This is a genomic window from Deltaproteobacteria bacterium, from assembly GCA_026129095.1.
GTDB lineage: Bacteria > JAGRBM01 > JAGRBM01 > JAGRBM01 > JAHCIT01 > JAHCIT01.
In genome coordinates this window covers 341850-359764 of sequence record JAHCIT010000002.1, presented here as the reverse complement: position 1 = coordinate 359764, position 17915 = coordinate 341850, and the positions used below count along the sequence as shown (strand labels likewise).

Sequence of the window (17915 nt, the reverse complement as noted above, 5' to 3'; positions counted from 1 at the left end):
GGGTTCCGACACCGGATGCACGGCTGTTTCGTGCTGTCTTGCGAGTGCGCTTACTGATGGCGGCGCTGGCCTGCGCCATTCTTGCCGCAGGCTGCAATTCGCGGGTTTCGCTCCTGGACAGCGACGGTGACGGGGTGCCGAATGCCTTTGATGCCTTCCCGTTCGATCCGAACGAATGGTACGACAACGATGGAGACGGTATTGGCGACAATGCCGACCCTGACGATGACAATGACGGCGTGGCCGACATCCTTGACGGGCCGCTGATCAACGCCGCGCTGGTGCAGAAACTCCAGCGTATCGATGCCCGGCGGGATAATTATCCGGTCTTCAGGGGTAACCGGGTCATAGACGTCACGGAACTGGACCAGCGGCTCACCGATTCGTTCGTTTCCAGGCTGGCCGGGAACAACATGTTCCTGTTCCAGTTCGACCCGACACAGAAAAGTGATTTCTTCCCGATTACAGCATCCGCCCCGGACAGTGCGGCGCTTTCCGGGCAGATGGAGATCGGCAACCTGATCGGTGACGAGCTCGACATCTCGTTCCAGATGGCCGACACGAATGAAAACGGGATACCCGATATACTCGAAGCGGACATTGATAACGATGGTGTGCCGGATTTTCTGGACGCCTTTCCGCGTGACAAGACCGAGTGGAGTGACACCGACGGCGACGGAGTGGGCGACAACGCCGACTGCAACGATGACGGTCCCGGCGGCAAGGCCGTGGGCCTCACTCCCTGCATTCCTGATGCGGAGGACCCGGATCCTGATACCCGGCCGGTCATTCTGCTCCGGTTCGATGATTCCCTGATTGTCCGGTGTCCCATTGACGGCAACCAGGACGGCATGGTGGATGACCTGGGTGTTAATCCGGCCAACGATCCTTCCAGTTCCGGTTTTGTGGAAATCTCGACCGGGATTGACGGCACGGCGCTTGTTATCAATCCGGCGACAATCTGCGATGACCTGCTCCCGCTGGGTGATCTCGATGGTGATGGAACACCGAACCGCGACGATCCGGATATCGATGGTGACGGCATTCCGAACGAACTGGACCGGGATTTCGTCCGGGACGGCATTTCCGATCCTGTCGATATCGACCGTGCGCTCCCCGAGCGGCCTGACTTCTACTGCCCGAGCGCCCTTGGCCGCTGTGACCTCGTTCCCGATTCGATCGATGACGACTGGGACAACGACGGCTGCCCGAACATCCGGCCGAACGGCGATCCGCGGGTGATACCGGACTGCCCGTTGTCCGGCGACCGGTTTCCCAACGATCCAGGCGAGACGATCGACACCGACGGTGACGGCATCGGTGACAATGCCGATCCCTGCCCGTCCGACCCGTTGAACCAGTGCGGGCTTCTGCACCCGGATGCCGATTTTGATGGCGACGGTATCCCGAACCGCGACGATCCGGATATCGACGGCGACGGCGTGCCGAACGAGCAGGACCGGTTTCCGTACGATCCACTGGAGGCGTTCGACAACGATCTGGACGGCATCGGCGACAACGCGGATCCTGACGACGACAACGACGGTATTCCGGATGTGCTGGAAGGGTTCCCTCCGCTGGTTCAGGCTCTGCTGTCTGCCGGAACGCCGGTCACTGCCGAGGAACTCAGGGTTGAGCTAAACAATGCCTGTGCGGCCCCTGTTCCGGTCTGCAAACTGGGAACGCACCCTTTTGCTCCCGATTCGGACCTGGATGGAGAAACCGACGGTGCCGAATGGGACCGGCTCAGCCAGTTCGCCGGTTGCCGCGTGTTTGTCGATCCGGGCTGCTTGATTCCGCAGGTCGTTGTCCCTTTTTCGGGCGAGCGCACATACCCGCTGCTGGATCCCGATACCGACGGCGACGGCATTCTGGACGGGTCGGACCAGAGCCCGTACGGAGGCAATTCAGGGCTTCCGGATTCCGACGGCGACGGCCTGATTGACGTGATCGAGGAGTGCGGTGGTGCGGGACAACCCGACTGTCTCCCAACGGCGCCGGTGCCCTATGGCACTTCGCCTACACGATCCGACACCGACGGTGACGGGCTGCCGGACGCGAATGAAGTGGCTATCGACGTGGACCACAACGGCAGCTTCAGCGACGTGAATGACCTCCGGTTTATTTTCTTCCAGCAGGTGTTCGCCTTTGCCGACACGGCCGAGGATATCTGTTTCAATGATCCGGGGAACTGCACTCCAGAGCACGAGGCCTGCCGTGGGCTGCTGCCGCCCGTCTGTGTGGGCGAGGCCCGCGCCGGGCGCATGTGCCCGGCGCTCCGGATCCCCTGCACACGCTCCTACCAGATAGCCCGTTTCGACCCGACGAATCCGGACCCGCCGCTTCCCGCACCGCCCACAATGCTCAATCCGATGCTCGCCGACACGGACGGGGACGGGATATCCGATGGAGACGAGCTGCGCGGATGGAATGTGGCTGGTATTGTTTTCCGTACTGATCCGCTGCTGGAAGATACCGACGGCGACAGCTGGCCGGACGATATCGACAACTGCCCCACGATTCCGAACCTGAATCAGGCCGACTCGGACTGGGATGGCGTTGGTGATGCCTGTGATCCGGCATTCACGCTGCTTCCGCTCACTTCCCGCGATTTCGATCTGGACGGGCTTACCGACAACCAGGAGATCCAGCCGCGGCCGATGGATCCGCCCTCGCTGTCGCGCCCGTATCCTTCCAGCCCGGCGCTTCAGGATACTGATGGGGACGGCGTCATCGACTATCTGGATATCTGTCCGCTCTACTATGCTCCGAATCCCTTCCTAGATGACGCCGACCAGGACGGCATTCTGGACAGTGTTGATGGCTGCAAATGTGAACCGGGGCCGGGGCCCTGCGCGCTTCCGGTGATCGATCCGGCCGATACCGACGGCGACGGCGTGCCTGATGTTATCGAGAATTTCGGCCTGAGGCCTGGCGGCTTCCAGACCGATCCGAACGTGCCTGATTCCGACTGCGACGGGATCATCGATTCGGCGGACAACTGCCCCTGCACGGCCAACCCGGACCAGATCGATTCCGATGGCAACGGCATCGGGAGCGCCTGCGAGGCCTTCTTTGGCGAGACCTGCAAGGTTTCTGCCTGTACGCCGTAAGGGTGTTTTCGATTGACCGCCGCCGGACGGGTAAGGTAGTCCCGTCCTCCGGAAAGGCCGTTGATTCCGTGACTTCCAGGACAAAGCTGACGTACCGGGCGGCTGGCGTGGATGTCGAGGCCGGGGACCGGCTTGTAGACCGCATCGCGCCGCTGGCCCGCCGGACCCGCATCGCCGGAACGATGGGCGGGCTCGGGGGATTTGGCGGACTGTTCCGGCTGCCGAAGGGGTACCGCGAGCCGGTGCTCGTCTCGGGCACCGATGGTGTTGGCACCAAGCTCAGGCTGGCTTTCGATCTGAAGCGGCATGGCTCGGTTGGAATCGATCTGGTGGCGATGTGCGTGAACGATGTGCTGGTGCAGGGTGCCCGCCCGCTGTTTTTCCTCGACTATTTCGCCACCGGAAAACTGGATGTCGGCACGGCCGAGCAGGTTATTTCTGGCATTGCACGGGGCTGCCTTGAGGGGCAATGCACCCTCCTCGGCGGTGAAACCGCCGAGATGCCGGGTTTTTACAAACCGGGGGAGTACGACCTCGCTGGCTTTGTGGTCGGCGTGGCCGAGCGCAAAAGGCTTGTAACCGGCCAGCGGATCCGGCCGGGGGACGAGATTATCGCCCTCGCTTCCTCAGGTGTCCATTCAAACGGATACTCGCTGGTCCGCCGGATCGTCGCCGACCGGAAACTCGACCTGCGCCGGACGTATGCTCCGCTCCGGCGGCCTCTCGGTGAAGCACTGATCGAGCCGACGCGCATTTACGTGAAGACGGTGCTGCCGCTGCTCTCCCGCTTTGACATCCGTGGCATGGCGCACATCACCGGAGGCGGACTGCCTGGGAACCTGCCGCGCCAGTTCCCCGCTTCCGTGAGGCCCGTGATTGACCGCAGCTCGTGGTCGTTGCCGCCGGTTTTCCAGGTGTTGCAGAATGCCGGGGACATCGACGATGCGGAAATGCTGGCCACGTTCAACTGCGGCGTGGGCTACTGCCTTGTGGTAAGAAAAGGGCAGGGAAGCGCCCTGGTCCGGTCGCTCCGGGGCCGCCGGGAACGGGCATGGATCATCGGGACGGTGGAGCGGCGGCCCCGCGGGAAAGAGGATTTCATCCTATGCTAGAGGGAAAACTGAAGGTGGCCATCATGGCTAGCGGCTATGGGTCCAATTTCCAGGCGATCCAGGATTCAAGCGTCCTGAAGGAAATCGGCGTTCAGATCGTCTGTCTGGTCACGAACAATCCCCAGGCATTTGTCATCGAACGGGCCCGGCGTGTCGGCATTCCGGTCGAGATCGCCGAGCACAAGGCATTTCCCACGCGGGAGGCCTACGACCAGGAACTGCTCTCCCGGCTGGACAAATACCAGCCCGACCTCATCTGTCTCGCCGGGTTCATGCGCGTACTCTCGCCCGTGTTCCTGCGTGCGTACGCCCGCCGGATCATCAACATCCATCCGTCCCTGCTGCCGGCTTTTCCGGGCATACGGATCCATGAGCAGGTGATCGATTACGGGGTCCGCTATTCGGGCTGCACGGTTCACTTCGTTGATGAAGGCGTCGACACTGGACCGATCATTCTCCAGGCGACAGTGCCCGTCTACGACGACGATACCCCTGAATCGCTGGCTACCCGCGTTCATGAGGAAGAGTACCGGATTTATCCGGAAGCCGTCCGGCTTTTTGCCCAGAAACGGCTTGTGATCGACGGACGCCGGGTGAAGATACTCACACCGCAGCGGGCCTGAACGGTTCTCAGGGTGTGACGCGGTAAATCCGGATCAGCCGGTCGGCGCCCCCGGCAGCAAGTTTCGTCGCATCCCCTGAAAATGCGAGCGCATGGATTGGACCCGTGCGGATTTCCGTCCGGATGGGTGCTTTTCCCGTATCGGGCTTCCAGGTCCACAGCCCTCCGTCATAGGTTCCCCAGGCGAGCTGTTTCCCGTCGGGGGAAACAGCCGCCGCTGTTGCGGCCGCCCGGCCGCCCTGAAACCGGCGCAGGCTTTTCCGGGTTGCGATGTCCCATAGCTCGACGCTCCCGTCACTGGCCGCTGTGAAGAACTGGCTGCCGTCTGCCGTGAAGGCCGCCGCATTTACGATCGCAGCGGGTTTCAGGGCAGTCTGTTCCTCTCCCGTGGAACTCTCGATCAGCCGGATCACCGGGCTTGAGCAGGTGCGATCATGATTGACGGCATCACAGCCGGCGGCGAGCAGAATGTTTCCGGATGGCGAGAACCTGAGCTCCGTGATCCGCTCGCGTGGTCCAGCCGGCTGGCCATGCGGCCGCCAGGTGGGTGGCTGAAGCAGGGTGATATCGGGTTGCAGGCACTCGCTTCCGGTCCGTTGGCCGCATGCCACCAGGGCGGCATGCCTGAGGCCGGACGATACCACCAGCCGGTCGAATGACTGCGCGAATCCGTCCAGCACAGACAGGCGGTCGCCGCCGGGCATCTTCCACCGGATGATCTGCCAGCGTGAGGGCTCGAAGGCCGCCTCCTCGGCGCAGCCGCCAGCCACAAGCTCGCCAAGATCCGCGCTGGCCGAAATGCCGGTCAGCCGGACTCCCATCGCCTTCTGCGACCAGAGCGGCTCGTTTGCGCCCGTGTCCCAGTAAGCCACCCATCCGGCCGAGTCGGATGAAACAATCCGTGAGCCTGTTTCGTCGAGGATCAGTTCCTGGATGGCGCCGGTGTGATGCCGGAGCACCTGTGCTGTTTCCAGTGGAGAAGCCGCTGCACGGGCAGCGGACATGAACAAAAGAAGCGACGTACAAACAACGAACGGTCTTTGCATCATTCCCAAGCGTAGCGAAAGCCAGAGGGGTTCGCATCCGGTCATTTACCGAACAGGAGTTCGTCCGGAAATGGACGCCGGGGTTGACCTCGCCCGATGGGCTCGTAAGGCTTGGACTCAGGGACCGTTGGAGCATTGACCGAGGAGCCGGATGGCGGATCGTCTGACCATGTTCGTTGAGAGGCGGCGCGCCAAGCGCCACCGGCTGTCGTTTCCCATCCGGCACCGGCCGGTGGGGCAGATGAGCGGCGAGGCCGACGATTTCCTTCTGGAATACGGCCGCGATTTTTCCTCGTCTGGGATATTCCTGGAAACCTCCCATCCGCTTGCCGTTGGCACCAAGCTGGAGCTGGTGTTCCGGCTGCCGCCCGAGTTGTCAGAGGGCCAGAAGGCCCAGCACGTGAAGGTGCTGGGGGAAGTTGTCTGGACTTCTACCGGTGATGAAACGACCGGGCCCGGCGGATCCGGCATGGGTGTTCATTTCGTGGATGCCGATGAAGACTGCCTGAAGCTGCTCGAAAAGATCGTCAAGAAGATCGCCGTGTTTCCGGGAGGTTCCGCTCCGGAACCGCACTGACGGGCTTCCATCGATAGCCCGGCCTGTTGCGTCCGGCCTCTGGCTACGGTTTGCCGGCGGACTCCAGCGAGCGGTTATAGCCGGACAGCAGGGTCAGGTACATCCGGGCCACTGGCGTGGAGATCGAATGCTTTTCGCCGTTCCTGATGATCGGGCCTGAAATGGCGTCGATCTCCACGGGCTTGCCGGCGCGCCGGTCCGAGAGCATGGATGTCGGCACCGTCTTGATCGTTGCCGTGCCAGCGAGGTGCCGGTCGGCATCCGCATCCGTGAGCGGGAGATCGAGGGCCTGCGCCACGCGGATGCATTCGATCATGCCGTCGCGGGCGAGCTGGCGTGTGTCGGGATTGGTGATGACGTCGGTGGCCAGCAGGTTGGTGAGCGCCGTCAGGGGATTCAGTCCCGCGTTCCAGACGAGCTTTCGCCACTTGTCCAGCCGGATATTGGCCGAAATGCTGGTTGGTATCTTTGCCCGGTTGAACAGATCCCGGATCGCTTCCAGCTTCCCGGCTGTCCCGCTGCCCGACATCCCGATGTCGCCCGCCGTCACAAGCCCCGACCCGTAGTGGCGGACCTTGCCGGGGCCTTCCAGCAGGGCGCTCACGTAACAGGTACCGCCAAGGATCTGCGCCCCGGGACAGACTTTCTTCAGCTTTTCCTCCGCCTCGACCCCGTTCTGCAGCGGGAGTATCCAGGTCGTGGGACCGCAGAGCGAGGCAAGCGCCGGAAGCAGCTCCGCATCCTGGGTCGTCTTGATGCAGTAGAGAACGAGGTCGAGTGGTCCGGCAAGCTCGGAAAGTTCCCGCGCCGGGGAGCGCACTGTCTCGGTCCGGTTTTCGCCAGTGAGTTCGAGCTGGAGGCCGCCGGCATTGATGGCTGCCTTGTGTGCGCCACGGGCGACGAAAGTCACGTCTGCACCGGCGAGTGCCAGCCGCCCGCCGTAGTATCCGCCCACTCCGCCTGATCCAACCACGGTGATTTTCATGGGCGGATATCTACCGTCTCTGGTGGACGGGGGCCAGCAAAGACCGGCATGGATAATAAACAAATTAAGACATTACTATTCTTATTGACAGGCTCCTGTCTTGTGCAGGATAGTGATGCGGGTGTCATTTTGGGGAGGGCAGGGACAATGCGGGAGATGATGGGGAGCGGGGGAATACGGCTTCTGGTGCTCGCACTGATGCTGGCGGTTGCCGGCGAGGCGCACGCCCGCCGGCAGGAAAACAACCTGTCAGTCATTCCGGCCGTCCTGAATGGCGCGGCCCTGAAGCCGCTCCTGGGGATCTCGGTCACCCAGTTATCCGCATTCAGGTGCAACGAGGCGGGCAGGCTGACGCCGCTCACGTTCCAGGTAGACGAGATCAATGCGGCTGGCCGGTATGTGCCGAACTTCGGGTCCGGTATCGCACGGGACGACAGTCCCGGGATCATTGATGAAAATGACGAGATCGTGACGATGCTTCGCGACTGGGGCACGGACTGTCCCGCCGCGCTGCTGTCATCGGTCCGGGGAACAGTGATCCGGTCAGAAACCCGGGTGCACTATCTGGACGCACCGGCCGTTATGTATTTCCTGATCGCCGAGCGGGGTCTTGCGCCGGACGAATTTATGGTCAGGTATGAACCGGCAGCGGACCGGATCACCAGCAGTTCGCTCACGCTGGCGTGGGACTCGGCGCATCCGGCAATCCTGAACGAGATGAAAACCCGTGATCTCCGGGGGCGCGAGACCGAGAATATCCTGGACCGGCTCAAGTTCCGCTTCCAGGCGAAGACCATCGGCAACCTGCTGACACTGACGGTGACCGAAAACGACATCGAGGCACGGCTGCTCGGGGTCCGTGCCGGTCCCGTACGGGTTATCCGGGAGCTGAGGACGGTCGCAACCCCGGTTCCAGGCTTCCCGATCGAAGCCGCCATTACCTGCCTGCACTACGACCGGATGCTGGTCGTGACGGGCCTCTATGACTTTCCCAAGATGGCGGCGATGTTCACCGCCTCCATGGACATGACGGTCACGATGGACTTCCAGAGCCTGAAAGGGCTGACCGTTTCAACGCAGCAGGTTCCGAAGGGTACTGTGGTTGACGGGAAGATGCTGGACAGCGACCGCTCGCTCTCGATGGGCAGCGAACCCTGGTACATGGCCAACGGGCTTGGGCTCAACCTGATCGGCGTGGTGGAGGTTGATCCTGAGATGCGCGGCCAGTCGTCGGCGCTGTTCATCGATTCGGAGATATCCACCCGTCCGCCTGAACGGGTTCCCGGCGGCCTGCCGGAACTAGGATACCAGTTCCTCGGCTGGGAAAACCTGAAGGCCCGCAAATACATCGTCCGGGGACTGGCAATCGCCCTTCCGGGTTTTCCCGAGGGAGGCGGCAGCGGATTCTACCGTGCATTCAACGCGCCTGTGAATATCCAGACTTCCGCGCTGAAGGCGGACGAACCGGTGCTTTCGCGCAACTAGCAGGGGCAGTCCGCTTTTCAGTGCTTTGCTTCATCCCCTCCGGAAGGCGGGATCCAGGGGGGAAGGTCTGACAGCCGCGTGTTTTCAAGGATGCGGTTGAAGGCCTCGTTTGCCTCGCTCCAGCGGCTGAATATCGACAGGGTCATGGGGCGGGCGTCGGCATGCCCGTTATCATCATCCCCATCGTCGCCTGCACCCTGCCCTGCTTCGATAATCATCCTGAAAGTGATGCTGCCGGTATCTCGGGCGAGCCGGTAACCGCCCGCCGCACCGGGAAATGACTTGAGAATCCCGGCTCGCTGCAGATCCTTGAGGATTTTTGCCAGGAAGTTCCGCGGAATGTGCTCTTTGGAGGCAATCTCGGTGATCGAGGCGAGCTTTCCGGCCGGTAGACTCGCCAGGTACAGGGTAGCTCGAATGGCGTATTCGCCGTGTCGGGTCAGTCTCACAATCGCTCTCCGCGGGCCCGTGATGCTGGAAGGATCCGGGAGCTGGGGGTGCAGTATTCCTGCCTGAAAACCGGTTCCCATTTCCGTGTCCTCCACATGACCAAGTTCAGCCCGGTCTCTGGAGTCCACGGTAGAGCGGTTCCGGGACGCGGAAACTGACCTCGGTCAGTGGATGGCGATTATTCCGCGGCCCATATGACAACTGTCAGATCTGGTTTCCGGGCGGAAGCTTCCGGATACCACCCAGAAGGCCTTCGAGAGCCTTCAGTCGGGCACCCAGCCCGGAACCCCACAGCATCCGGACCGCACTCTTGAACAGTCCGGCGTGCTGGGGGGAGTAGCGGAACCAGAACGGTTCCTTCAGGAAGTGCGTCCGGTTCACATGGATGTGATGTGGCTCGCACATCTCCTTGAGACCGAGTGCCCCGTGGGTGCGGCCGATGCCGGACTCCTTGGGTCCGCCCCAGGGGGTCTGGGGAACCGCATAGGTATAGACGTTGGCATTGACCATTACCGTGCCCGCCTCGATGCGCGAAGCGAGCATCCGCGCCCTGTCGAGATCTTTCGACCAGATGCTGGCCGTGAGACCGACGGTTGAGTCGTTGGCGAGACGGACCACCTCCTCCTCGTCATGAAACTTCATGACGGGCAATAACGGACCGAAGGTTTCGGCACTAACACACTCGAACCGGTGATCGACGCTGGCGAGTACCGTCGGCTGGAAAAACCACCCCTTGTGCTCTGGATGGCGCTGGCCCCCCGTGAGGATCTCCGCACCCATTTCCCGTGCGTCACGCACCTGCCGCTCGGCCCGTTCCAGTCCCTCCAGCGTGCACATGGGGCCCACGTCATTGTCCTGGGCCGGAAGTGACGGCCCCTGCCGGAGCTGTTTCGTTTTCTCGACCACCTTGTCCAGAAACGGCTGGTAGATGCTTTCGTGTATGTAGAGCCGTTCCACCGATGCGCAGACCTGTCCGGAATTGGTGAACGCTCCCCAGACGGCCGCACTCGATGCAACCTCGATGTTGGCATCCCTGCAAACGATCATCGGTGCCTTGCCGCCGAGTTCGAGACAGACGGGAGTCAGCCGGCCGGCTGCCGCTGCCATGATCTTCTTGCCGGTCGGGACTGATCCTGTGAAGCAGATGAGATTCACGCCCGCTTCGACCAGCGCGGCTCCGGTGCTGCCATCGCCCGACATGGCCTGAACCACGTCCCTGGGGAGTCCGGCCTCGTTGAAGGCGCGGGCCACCCATTCGCCGGTGACGGGCGTGTATTCCGACGGCTTCAGGACGACGGTGTTGCCTGCCATCAGGGCCATCGCCGTCTGGCCAGCCGGTATATTGAACGGAAAATTCCACGGCGCGATGATCCCGATGACACCACGGGGCTGCCACTCGATGTAGGAAAGCCGTCCGGTCCACTTCCAGTCGAGGGCAATTTCCTCGGGCCGGAGTATCTCGGCGGCATCGCTGAGCAGCCAGCTGACAAGATCCACGAACGGCATCACGTCGGCCGAAATCGCCTCGACCAGCGGCTTGCCGTTTTCCCTGGAGATCGTCTCGGCGATCTCGTCCATGTGGGCCACTACCCAGGCCTGTACGTTTTTCAGGTGCCGGGCCCGCTGGGCGAATGTCGTCGCACTCCATGTGGCGGCGGCTTCGCGGGCGCGGCCTACGGCTTCACCCACCTGCGCGCCGGTGGCGATGTCCAGTTCGGCGATGGTTTCGAGGGTGGCCGGATCGACTGACCGCAGTTTCCCGCGCTGCTTTGCCTCGGCAAGTATCTCCCTGGATGCACCCATGACTCTCCGCCCTCTGCTGACTTGTGGTTGTTCCGTGAAACCGGGAAGAGGGTAACCCGCATCCGGCTGGCGGGCCAGCGGCCCCGGTGGTAGGCTTTCCCGCCTATGGCGATAGACTGGAACAGGGCGCAGGACGAAGTGGTGGAGCACCTCCGGAATCTCATCCGGATCAATACGGTGAACCCGCCCGGCAACGAGCTGGCCGCTGCCCGCTATGTGGCCAGTGTGCTGGAATCAGAGGGAATCCGGCCGGAAATCATCGAATCGGCGCCGGAACGGGCGAATCTCGTTGCCACGCTCCCCGGCACCGGCCGGCACGGAAAGCCGCTGATGCTGTCGGCCCATCTCGATGTTGTGGCGGTGGACCCGGAGATGTGGACCCACGATCCGTTTGGTGGCGAAATCCACGACGGGTTCATCTGGGGCCGCGGCGCCATCGACATGAAAAACATGGCTGCCATGCAGCTCATGGTGATGCTGCTCCTCAAGCGCGAGGGGGTGAGGATCGGGCGCGACCTGAAGCTTGTCTGCGTTGCCGACGAGGAGGCCGGTTCCGAGCTGGGCTCGGACTTCCTGGTGCAGAAGCATCCGGAGAAGATCGATGCCGAATACTGCATCACCGAGGTGGGCGGTTTCACGATGCATCTGGACCGGGGGACCATCTACCCGATTCAGGTGTCCGAAAAGGGCATCTGCTGGATGCGCCTTCACGCCCGGGGCGAGCCGGGGCATGGCTCCATGCCCCATTCCCACATGGCAACGGTGAAGCTCGCCGCGGCCGTGGCGAAACTGGGGGCGGTCCGGCTTCCGCAGCACAACACCCCTGTGGTGGAGAACTTCATCCGGACGGTGGCTGACTTCACGAAGTTTCCGGGCAGTGCCGTGCTGCCTCAGCTACTGAACCGCAGACTGGGCGGGGCGGTCCTCAATATCGTGGGCCGGCAGGATCCGTGGCAGGCGGCGGCGCTGGGGGCAATGCTGCGCAACACCGTCGCGCCGACGATCTACGAGGGCGGCAAGAAGATCAACGTGATTCCGTCGCATGCATCGATTGATCTCGATGGCCGGCTCATCCCCGGCCAGACGGCTGATGACCTCATTGCCGAGATCAAGTCGGTGATTGGCGATGACTACGAGATCGAGGTGCTCAAGTACGCTCCGGGTGACGTGTTCCCGCAGGGCACTGCGCTGTACAATGCGATCGTCAGCACACTGAAGCGCGCCGATCCCGGGGCCCTGCCGGTGCCCTACATGATCACCGGTTTTACCGATGCCTTCTGCTACAACCGGCTTGGAATCAAGTGCTACGGCTTCACGCCGGTCCGGATGCCGCCGGGGCTCGTTTTCTCCCGGCTCTACCACGGACATGACGAGCGCATCCCGGTGGAAGGGCTCGGCTGGGGCACGAGGGTGCTCTATGACCTGGTGGCCGGTTTCCTCGCCGACAGCTGAAAGATCGCCGCCTTGCCCGGAATCATTCCGCTGAAAGAGCCATTCGACCTGGACCACCGGCTCCAGCCAGTGGTGCCTGAAATCCGTAAGTTCAGGACCAGGAAGGCCCTGCTCGCCAGCGGGTTGTGGAAGGCACATGGCCTGGAGCTGGAGCGCGTGGCGGATGGAATTGAATACTGGCTGAACCCCGAGCCGGTGAGGCGGCCTTCGCGGCCTTTCGTCCGGGTGGCCGCGTGGAATATCGAAAGAGGCAAGCGTTTGGAGGCGGTTTTCGGCGGCCTTGGCCACGAACTGCTGCAGTCGGCTGACGTTTTAATACTGAACGAAGCTGATATCGGGATGGCCCGCTCCGGGCAGAGGAATATCGCCCGTCTGGCCGCCGAGCGGATGGGGATGCACTACGTCTTTGGAAATCACTACCTCTGCCTCGACCGGGGAAACCCCCGTGACACCCTGATGCTGGGAAAGGACGGGACGGTGATTGGTGCAAGGGGCAACCTGCCGGACGAGGAAAACAGCCTCGGCCTTCATGGCAATGCAATCCTCACCCATTTCCCCGTTCTGTGCGCCGAAAACCTTCCGCTCCACGAGACCAAGGACAAGTTCAGAAGCTCAGAAAAACGGTTCGGAGTAAAGAAGGCTCTCTGGGCTGACATTGGAACCCCGCACGGTCCGCTGACCGTGGGCGCCGTCCATCTGGACTCGATGGCTTCGCCGGCGCGGAGGGCCCGCCAGCTGGATGACCTGCTCTCAAGGCTCAACGGGGTCCGCGCCGGAAAACCGGTGATCGTGGGCGGCGACTGGAATACCAGCACCTATGATCTCCAGTCGCCGCTCCATCTGGCATGGAACCTGCTGAAAAAGTTCCTGCGCGGCGGGTTTGCCCATGCAGTGCCGAGCTACATGACCCCGTATGAAATCTATGACCGCGAGATCTTCGAGACGGCCGTCCGGAACGGATTCGCATGGCGGGAGTTCAACAATCTGGCGCAGAGCACGAGCCTGTACGATGTGGATGACCCCGAAGCCGCCAATATCGTCCGCGACCAGGTGGGCCTGATTGGCGTGAAGCTGCTCCGCTGGAGGCTGGCACCGTGGAACGGAAAGGCGCCGTTGAAGGTGGACTGGTTTTCCGGCCGCAACCTGTCGCCGGCCGGTCCGGAGCCGGCCTCCGGGGCCCTCGCGCCGCTCGTTCTTGAACGGTTCCGTCCCGGCGGACGCAAGGCGTCCGATCACGATCCGGTCATTGCTGATATCCGGTGGTAGGGCGTCAGCCCGGCGGCATGCCGCCGTCCCTGTCCTGGGTTCCCTGCCGGGCAGTCGGAACGAGGCAGAAGGACAGGTACTCCTCGGCGGCAAGCTGGTCTACCCGTGCGGCCCTGATGGCCCACGCGCAGGCGGCCATGTAGTTCTGCTGGCGGGCATGAAGCTGGGAGAGTGCCAGCATGGATGTGGCATCGTCCGGATCTGCCTCGGCGAGCTCCTGGAAAATCCGGAAACCCCCGGCCAGATCTCCGGTCTGGATCATCAGGGCCGCCAGTTCCCTGCGGATGGCGGGATCTCCGGCAGACAGGTGGGCCAGCTGCTCCACATGCTCCCGGGCGCGTTTCAGATCGACCTGGTCGTGTGAGTAGATAAGTGCAAGGTAGCGGTGGGCGACGATTTCATTGGGTGACAGCCGCAGGGCCCGCTCGAAGTGTTCGCGGGCCAAGTGCGAATCTCCCTCGGCATAGGCCAGCGTCCCCATCCGGACGATGGCCGGGACGAAATCGGGGTTGTGGACGAGCGCGTCCTCCAGCATGGCACGGGCCCGCTCCGGCTGGCCGCGCTGCTCGGCGATCATGGCAAGATTCATCCGGGCCTCGACACTGTTGGGCTGCAGCAGGAGCACGTTCCGGTTCAGGATGTCCCAGGCGTTGTCAAACTGGTTCATCTGCCTGAGGGCCTCGGCCGCGTTGACGAATCCGGGCACGTTCTTTGGATCGAGCTCAAAGAGCCGGGAGAAGGCGGTGACTGCGGAATGGGGATCGCCGGCCTCAAGATACGCGGTGCCGAGGTTTCGCCAGGGCCGGGGCTTGAATTGCGCCCGGTTCGCCGCATTTTTCCAGACGGATACGTCGGAACTCCAGATGAATCCCATCCGCAGGGAAAACAGGGTCAGCAGGACAATGACCGCTGGAACGGCGAGCTGCCACCGCCGGAGCTGCCGTGGATTGCCGCTCCGGCGGGCTTCGCGGATGCGCCGGTAGACAAACACGGCTGCGATAAGGGAAAGCCCCATCGAGGGGACGTACATCCGCCGCTCGACGAACAGGTCGGTGATCGGAATGATGCTGGTCGTGGGCGCCAGTCCCAGGAAAAACAGGAACAGTCCGAAGGTGTAGAGGGGTTCTTCCCGCCGCCAGCGCCAGGCCAGGCGCATCAGCGAAATGATAACGGTCAGTGCAATGGCAAACCGGATGGTGAAGAGGCTCTCCACCGGGGTGAAGTCGTGGTCCAGGGACTGTCCGTAGGGGACAAACCACAGCCAGATATAATTGATGACGGCCCAGGCGTTTGTCGCCAGGGTCTCGTCCACTGGCCGGTCGGTGTCGGGGTTTCCGGGTGTTCCGAACACGACCGCCCGGGCCACGACCAGGCCGATCCCCAGCAGCACGGGCAGCCCGAGTCCCCATTTGATCTTCTGGAAGCTCTGCGGGGCCTTCTCGAACGCCAGCAACCAGACGCCGAGGACCAGAACCGGGAAGATGATCGCCGACTCCTTGGTGAAGATCGCCCAGACGAGCATCAGCATCGAAAGGCCGTACGTCACGAACGCGAGAACAAGACCCTTTGGTTTCGACGCATCGGTGATGAAAGTGATGCAGTAAAGCAGAACTCCAGTCAGCATGAACAGGGCGGAGAGCACATCGGCCCGTCCGGCGACGTAGGCCACCGGCTCGCTCATGATCGGATGCACCAGGAAGATGCCGGTTGATACCGCCGTGACGAATGCCTGTTCCCTCGCTGACCGTCCCAGCCGGACCAGTACCCATCCGATCAGCAGGGCCCAGACGACCGCCGTCTGGATGTGGTTGATGATATTCATGGCGTGCATCAGTTCGGCCGAGATACTGCCACCGGCAAGCCGGATGTCGTTCTTGAACGACTGGTACAGCCGCCACCGGAACCAGTTCTGCTGGGAATACTGGGAGAGGTACTGCTCTTTCACGAGATGGGGGTTTTCCGTGATGAGCGAGGCGTCATCGAAGTGGAACCCGCCGAATACGGCCGGCAGCATGGCAACGGAAACCATGATCGAGAATATTGCGATCGGGGCGGCAACGAGCCCCAGCCACTCGAACCGGGTGAGCCGGGCCCTGGGGGCCGGAGGCGTATGGTCTGGCGCTGTATCCACGGATGGAGAGGGGATTCTACGGGCTTGGCCGCCGCAAATCCATGCCGCGTATCACGCCAATGGCGGCCCCTGTTGACCTTTTGCCGGACACGGCCCTACAACGCCCGGCAGGATGGCCGGGTGGTTTTCATCGACAAGGCGCGTTTTGCTGGCGGCGGGACTGCTGGCTGTCAATGCCTGTGGCGGGGGAGGGGGCAGCCGGGAGCCGCTTTTCCAGTTCATTTCCCCCTTTGATGATGGCGACGATGGTATCCGGCAGGGCGACGCCCGGGCCACCATTACGACCAATAACGGTGCCCAGCCGCTCCTGTTCATCCAGGGACGGGTGCTGAACGGCGTTGACAACAATATCGTCAGTTACCGGCTGGTAAATGGAATCGGGACGCTTCCCCTCGCCGGAGCCTATCCGCTGGTGGTCGGGGCGGGCGGCGCGTTTGATCTGGTGCTCGCCGATCCCCTGCGGCACGCCCTTTCGCCGATGGAGCCCGAGGCGGACAACGTGTTCACCTTCAGTGCCACGAACGAGTTTTCCCCCGTCGGACCTGACGGAGTGCCGGTTCCGTCTGAAGGGCGCGTTACCCTCGCCGTCCGCAACGGAGTCCGGTTCACCTCGCCCGTTTATGCGGCCCGTGACGGAGGCGTGATAGACACCGCCTGCGCCTTCAATGCCACTACCGGTATCACGGGTTCGTTCGGAACACCGTCGGAGATTGCCGGCAACGCCACGCTGTACCGCGTCGATGAGGCTGATCTGGCGGCACCCATAGATCCCGCGAATCCGCCGGGAACGGCCGCCCCCTTTTCGTTCAATGGGTCTACCGGCGATTTCACGATTACTTTCGATTCCGGCGAACTGGCCGCCGCCGGTTTTACCGCGGGCCAGTCGGGTGACAACAACTTTTTCATCGTGTTCGACTCGTCCGACCCGGACCAGCTTCCTGCGCCGGGTCTCGTTGCCACGTTGCCCTTCCTTGCCTGCGACGTAACTCCGTGAGCGGATCCGGGGATTTTACCACCCGTGAACCTCTCGCCCGGTTCCGGGTGCCGGAATCGCTCGATGGCGAGCGGCTGGACCGGGCGCTGGCCGCTGCAGTGCCGGGCCTGAGCCGTGGCCGGGCCCGCAAGCTGGCTGAGGCGGGCTCTGTTTTCGTGGACCGCGTCCGTGTCCGGATCTGCTCGCGAGCGGTTCGGGCCAGTCAGGAAATCGTCTGCTACGAGCTGGCTCCGGTGGTGAGCGAGACGCCAGCAGTGGTTCTGGAAACAGGAGATTTCATCATTCTGGACAAGCCGGCGGGAATGCCGGTGGAGCCGACACGTTCCGGCGTCTCCGGCACCGTATCCGGCTGGCTGGAAAAGGGGATTCCGGGTGGCGGTCTCATTACCCATCGCCTTGACGCCGCCACCAGCGGCCTTCTGGTGGTGGCCCGTCACCAGAAGGCACAGGCTGTCCTCAACCGGATGTTCGGCAGTCACGAAATCCGGCGGTATTATGTGGGAGTTGTCTCGCCGCCGCCCGCCTGGAGCCTGAAGACAGTCGAAATGCCGCTTGATGGCCGTCCCGCCGTGACACATGCCCGTGTCCTTTCGCGGTCCCCCCGGGCGGCGGCGCTGGTTCTGGAACTGGAAACCGGCCGGACGCGGCAGATACGGCGGCATCTTGCCAGTGAAGGCTCGCCGGTCGCCGGGGATACGGCCGGTGGCGGCGTGAAGGCGGCCCGGCTGCTGCTGCACGCCTGCTGGATCAGATTTGAATGGGAGGGCCGGCCGGTGCTGGCCCACGCGCCGGTCCCCGCTGCCTGGAAGCCGGAACTGGACCGTTTCGATGTCACTGTTCCGCCGCTTGAGAGACCGGACGGTTCGGGATAACAACAGG

The 17915-nt window shown here is 62.8% G+C and carries 14 protein-coding genes; 9 read left to right on the top strand and 5 right to left on the bottom strand.

Annotated elements, in window-relative coordinates; all coding sequences use genetic code 11:
* The first annotated feature begins 38 nt into the window (after positions 1 to 38).
* The 3 genes from KIT79_04080 (at position 39) to KIT79_04070 (ending at position 4848) form a co-directional block, all read left to right on the top strand.
* Positions 39 to 3113, top strand: coding sequence for a thrombospondin type 3 repeat-containing protein (locus KIT79_04080; GenBank protein MCW5828476.1), 3075 nt, complete (start codon positions 39 to 41; stop codon positions 3111 to 3113).
* A 68-nt stretch (positions 3114 to 3181) separates the two neighbouring features.
* Positions 3182 to 4225 (top strand): phosphoribosylformylglycinamidine cyclo-ligase, encoded by a 1044-nt coding sequence (gene purM, locus KIT79_04075; protein ID MCW5828475.1) that lies wholly within the window; start codon positions 3182 to 3184, stop codon positions 4223 to 4225.
* Positions 4219 to 4848: a phosphoribosylglycinamide formyltransferase gene (locus tag KIT79_04070; GenBank protein ID MCW5828474.1), complete on the top strand. Its 630-nt coding sequence runs from the start codon at positions 4219 to 4221 to the stop codon at positions 4846 to 4848. Before purM ends, KIT79_04070 begins: the two co-directional genes overlap by 7 nt.
* A gap of 7 nt (positions 4849 to 4855) precedes the next feature.
* On the opposite strand, the gene KIT79_04065 is transcribed toward KIT79_04070, so the two are convergent.
* Positions 4856 to 5851: a hypothetical protein gene (locus tag KIT79_04065; protein MCW5828473.1), complete on the bottom strand. Its 996-nt coding sequence runs from the start codon at positions 5849 to 5851 to the stop codon at positions 4856 to 4858.
* A gap of 193 nt (positions 5852 to 6044) precedes the next feature.
* Between KIT79_04065 and KIT79_04060 the strand changes: the two genes are divergently transcribed.
* A complete protein-coding gene (locus KIT79_04060) occupies positions 6045 to 6470 on the top strand; it encodes a PilZ domain-containing protein (protein ID MCW5828472.1) in 426 nt (141 codons plus the stop codon).
* Between the two features lie 43 nt (positions 6471 to 6513).
* On the opposite strand, the gene KIT79_04055 is transcribed toward KIT79_04060, so the two are convergent.
* A complete protein-coding gene (locus KIT79_04055; GenBank protein MCW5828471.1) occupies positions 6514 to 7455 on the bottom strand; it encodes a 2-dehydropantoate 2-reductase in 942 nt (313 codons plus the stop codon).
* A gap of 147 nt (positions 7456 to 7602) precedes the next feature.
* Between KIT79_04055 and KIT79_04050 the strand changes: the two genes are divergently transcribed.
* A complete protein-coding gene (locus tag KIT79_04050) occupies positions 7603 to 8940 on the top strand; it encodes a hypothetical protein (GenBank protein ID MCW5828470.1) in 1338 nt (445 codons plus the stop codon).
* A gap of 17 nt (positions 8941 to 8957) precedes the next feature.
* Here the strand turns inward: KIT79_04050 and KIT79_04045 are convergent, their stop codons facing one another.
* Together KIT79_04045 and KIT79_04040 are read right to left on the bottom strand one after the other, a co-directional pair.
* Complete coding sequence (locus tag KIT79_04045) at positions 8958 to 9389, bottom strand: Rrf2 family transcriptional regulator (GenBank protein MCW5828469.1); 432 nt, start codon at positions 9387 to 9389, stop codon at positions 8958 to 8960.
* Positions 9390 to 9594: 205 nt separating this feature from the next.
* Positions 9595 to 11193, bottom strand: coding sequence for an aldehyde dehydrogenase family protein (locus KIT79_04040; GenBank protein MCW5828468.1), 1599 nt, complete (start codon positions 11191 to 11193; stop codon positions 9595 to 9597).
* 105 nt (positions 11194 to 11298) lie between these two features.
* On the opposite strand from KIT79_04040, the gene KIT79_04035 reads away from it, so the two are divergent.
* Positions 11299 to 12645 (top strand): M20/M25/M40 family metallo-hydrolase, encoded by a 1347-nt coding sequence (locus KIT79_04035; protein ID MCW5828467.1) that lies wholly within the window; start codon positions 11299 to 11301, stop codon positions 12643 to 12645.
* Positions 12646 to 12657: 12 nt separating this feature from the next.
* The gene (locus tag KIT79_04030; GenBank protein ID MCW5828466.1) at positions 12658 to 13911 is read left to right on the top strand and encodes an endonuclease/exonuclease/phosphatase family protein; all 1254 of its coding nucleotides are present in this window, start codon (positions 12658 to 12660) and stop codon (positions 13909 to 13911) included.
* A 4-nt stretch (positions 13912 to 13915) separates the two neighbouring features.
* Here KIT79_04030 and KIT79_04025 read toward each other — a convergent pair whose 3' ends face one another.
* Complete coding sequence (locus KIT79_04025) at positions 13916 to 16042, bottom strand: tetratricopeptide repeat protein (GenBank protein MCW5828465.1); 2127 nt, start codon at positions 16040 to 16042, stop codon at positions 13916 to 13918.
* 112 nt (positions 16043 to 16154) lie between these two features.
* Between KIT79_04025 and KIT79_04020 the strand changes: the two genes are divergently transcribed.
* Both KIT79_04020 and KIT79_04015 read left to right on the top strand, forming a co-directional pair.
* Positions 16155 to 17036, top strand: coding sequence for a hypothetical protein (locus KIT79_04020; GenBank protein ID MCW5828464.1), 882 nt, complete (start codon positions 16155 to 16157; stop codon positions 17034 to 17036).
* Positions 17033 to 17908, top strand: coding sequence for an RluA family pseudouridine synthase (locus KIT79_04015; protein ID MCW5828463.1), 876 nt, complete (start codon positions 17033 to 17035; stop codon positions 17906 to 17908). The genes KIT79_04020 and KIT79_04015 overlap by 4 nt, the downstream gene beginning before the upstream one ends.
* Positions 17909 to 17915: the final 7 nt, after the last annotated feature.

Excerpts from the sequence above, each read along its gene's own strand:
- KIT79_04050 (MCW5828470.1), top strand. The coding sequence starts at position 7,603 with ATGCGGGAGATGATGGGGAGCGGGGGAATACGGCTTCTGGTGCTCGCA.
- KIT79_04040 (MCW5828468.1), bottom strand. The coding sequence starts at position 11,193 with ATGGGTGCATCCAGGGAGATACTTGCCGAGGCAAAGCAGCGCGGGAAA.
- KIT79_04060 (MCW5828472.1), top strand. The coding sequence starts at position 6,045 with ATGGCGGATCGTCTGACCATGTTCGTTGAGAGGCGGCGCGCCAAGCGC.
- KIT79_04020 (MCW5828464.1), top strand. The coding sequence starts at position 16,155 with ATGGCCGGGTGGTTTTCATCGACAAGGCGCGTTTTGCTGGCGGCGGGA.
- KIT79_04055 (MCW5828471.1), bottom strand. The coding sequence starts at position 7,455 with ATGAAAATCACCGTGGTTGGATCAGGCGGAGTGGGCGGATACTACGGC.
- KIT79_04070 (MCW5828474.1), top strand. The coding sequence starts at position 4,219 with ATGCTAGAGGGAAAACTGAAGGTGGCCATCATGGCTAGCGGCTATGGG.
- KIT79_04035 (MCW5828467.1), top strand. The coding sequence starts at position 11,299 with ATGGCGATAGACTGGAACAGGGCGCAGGACGAAGTGGTGGAGCACCTC.
- KIT79_04065 (MCW5828473.1), bottom strand. The coding sequence starts at position 5,851 with ATGTCCGCTGCCCGTGCAGCGGCTTCTCCACTGGAAACAGCACAGGTG.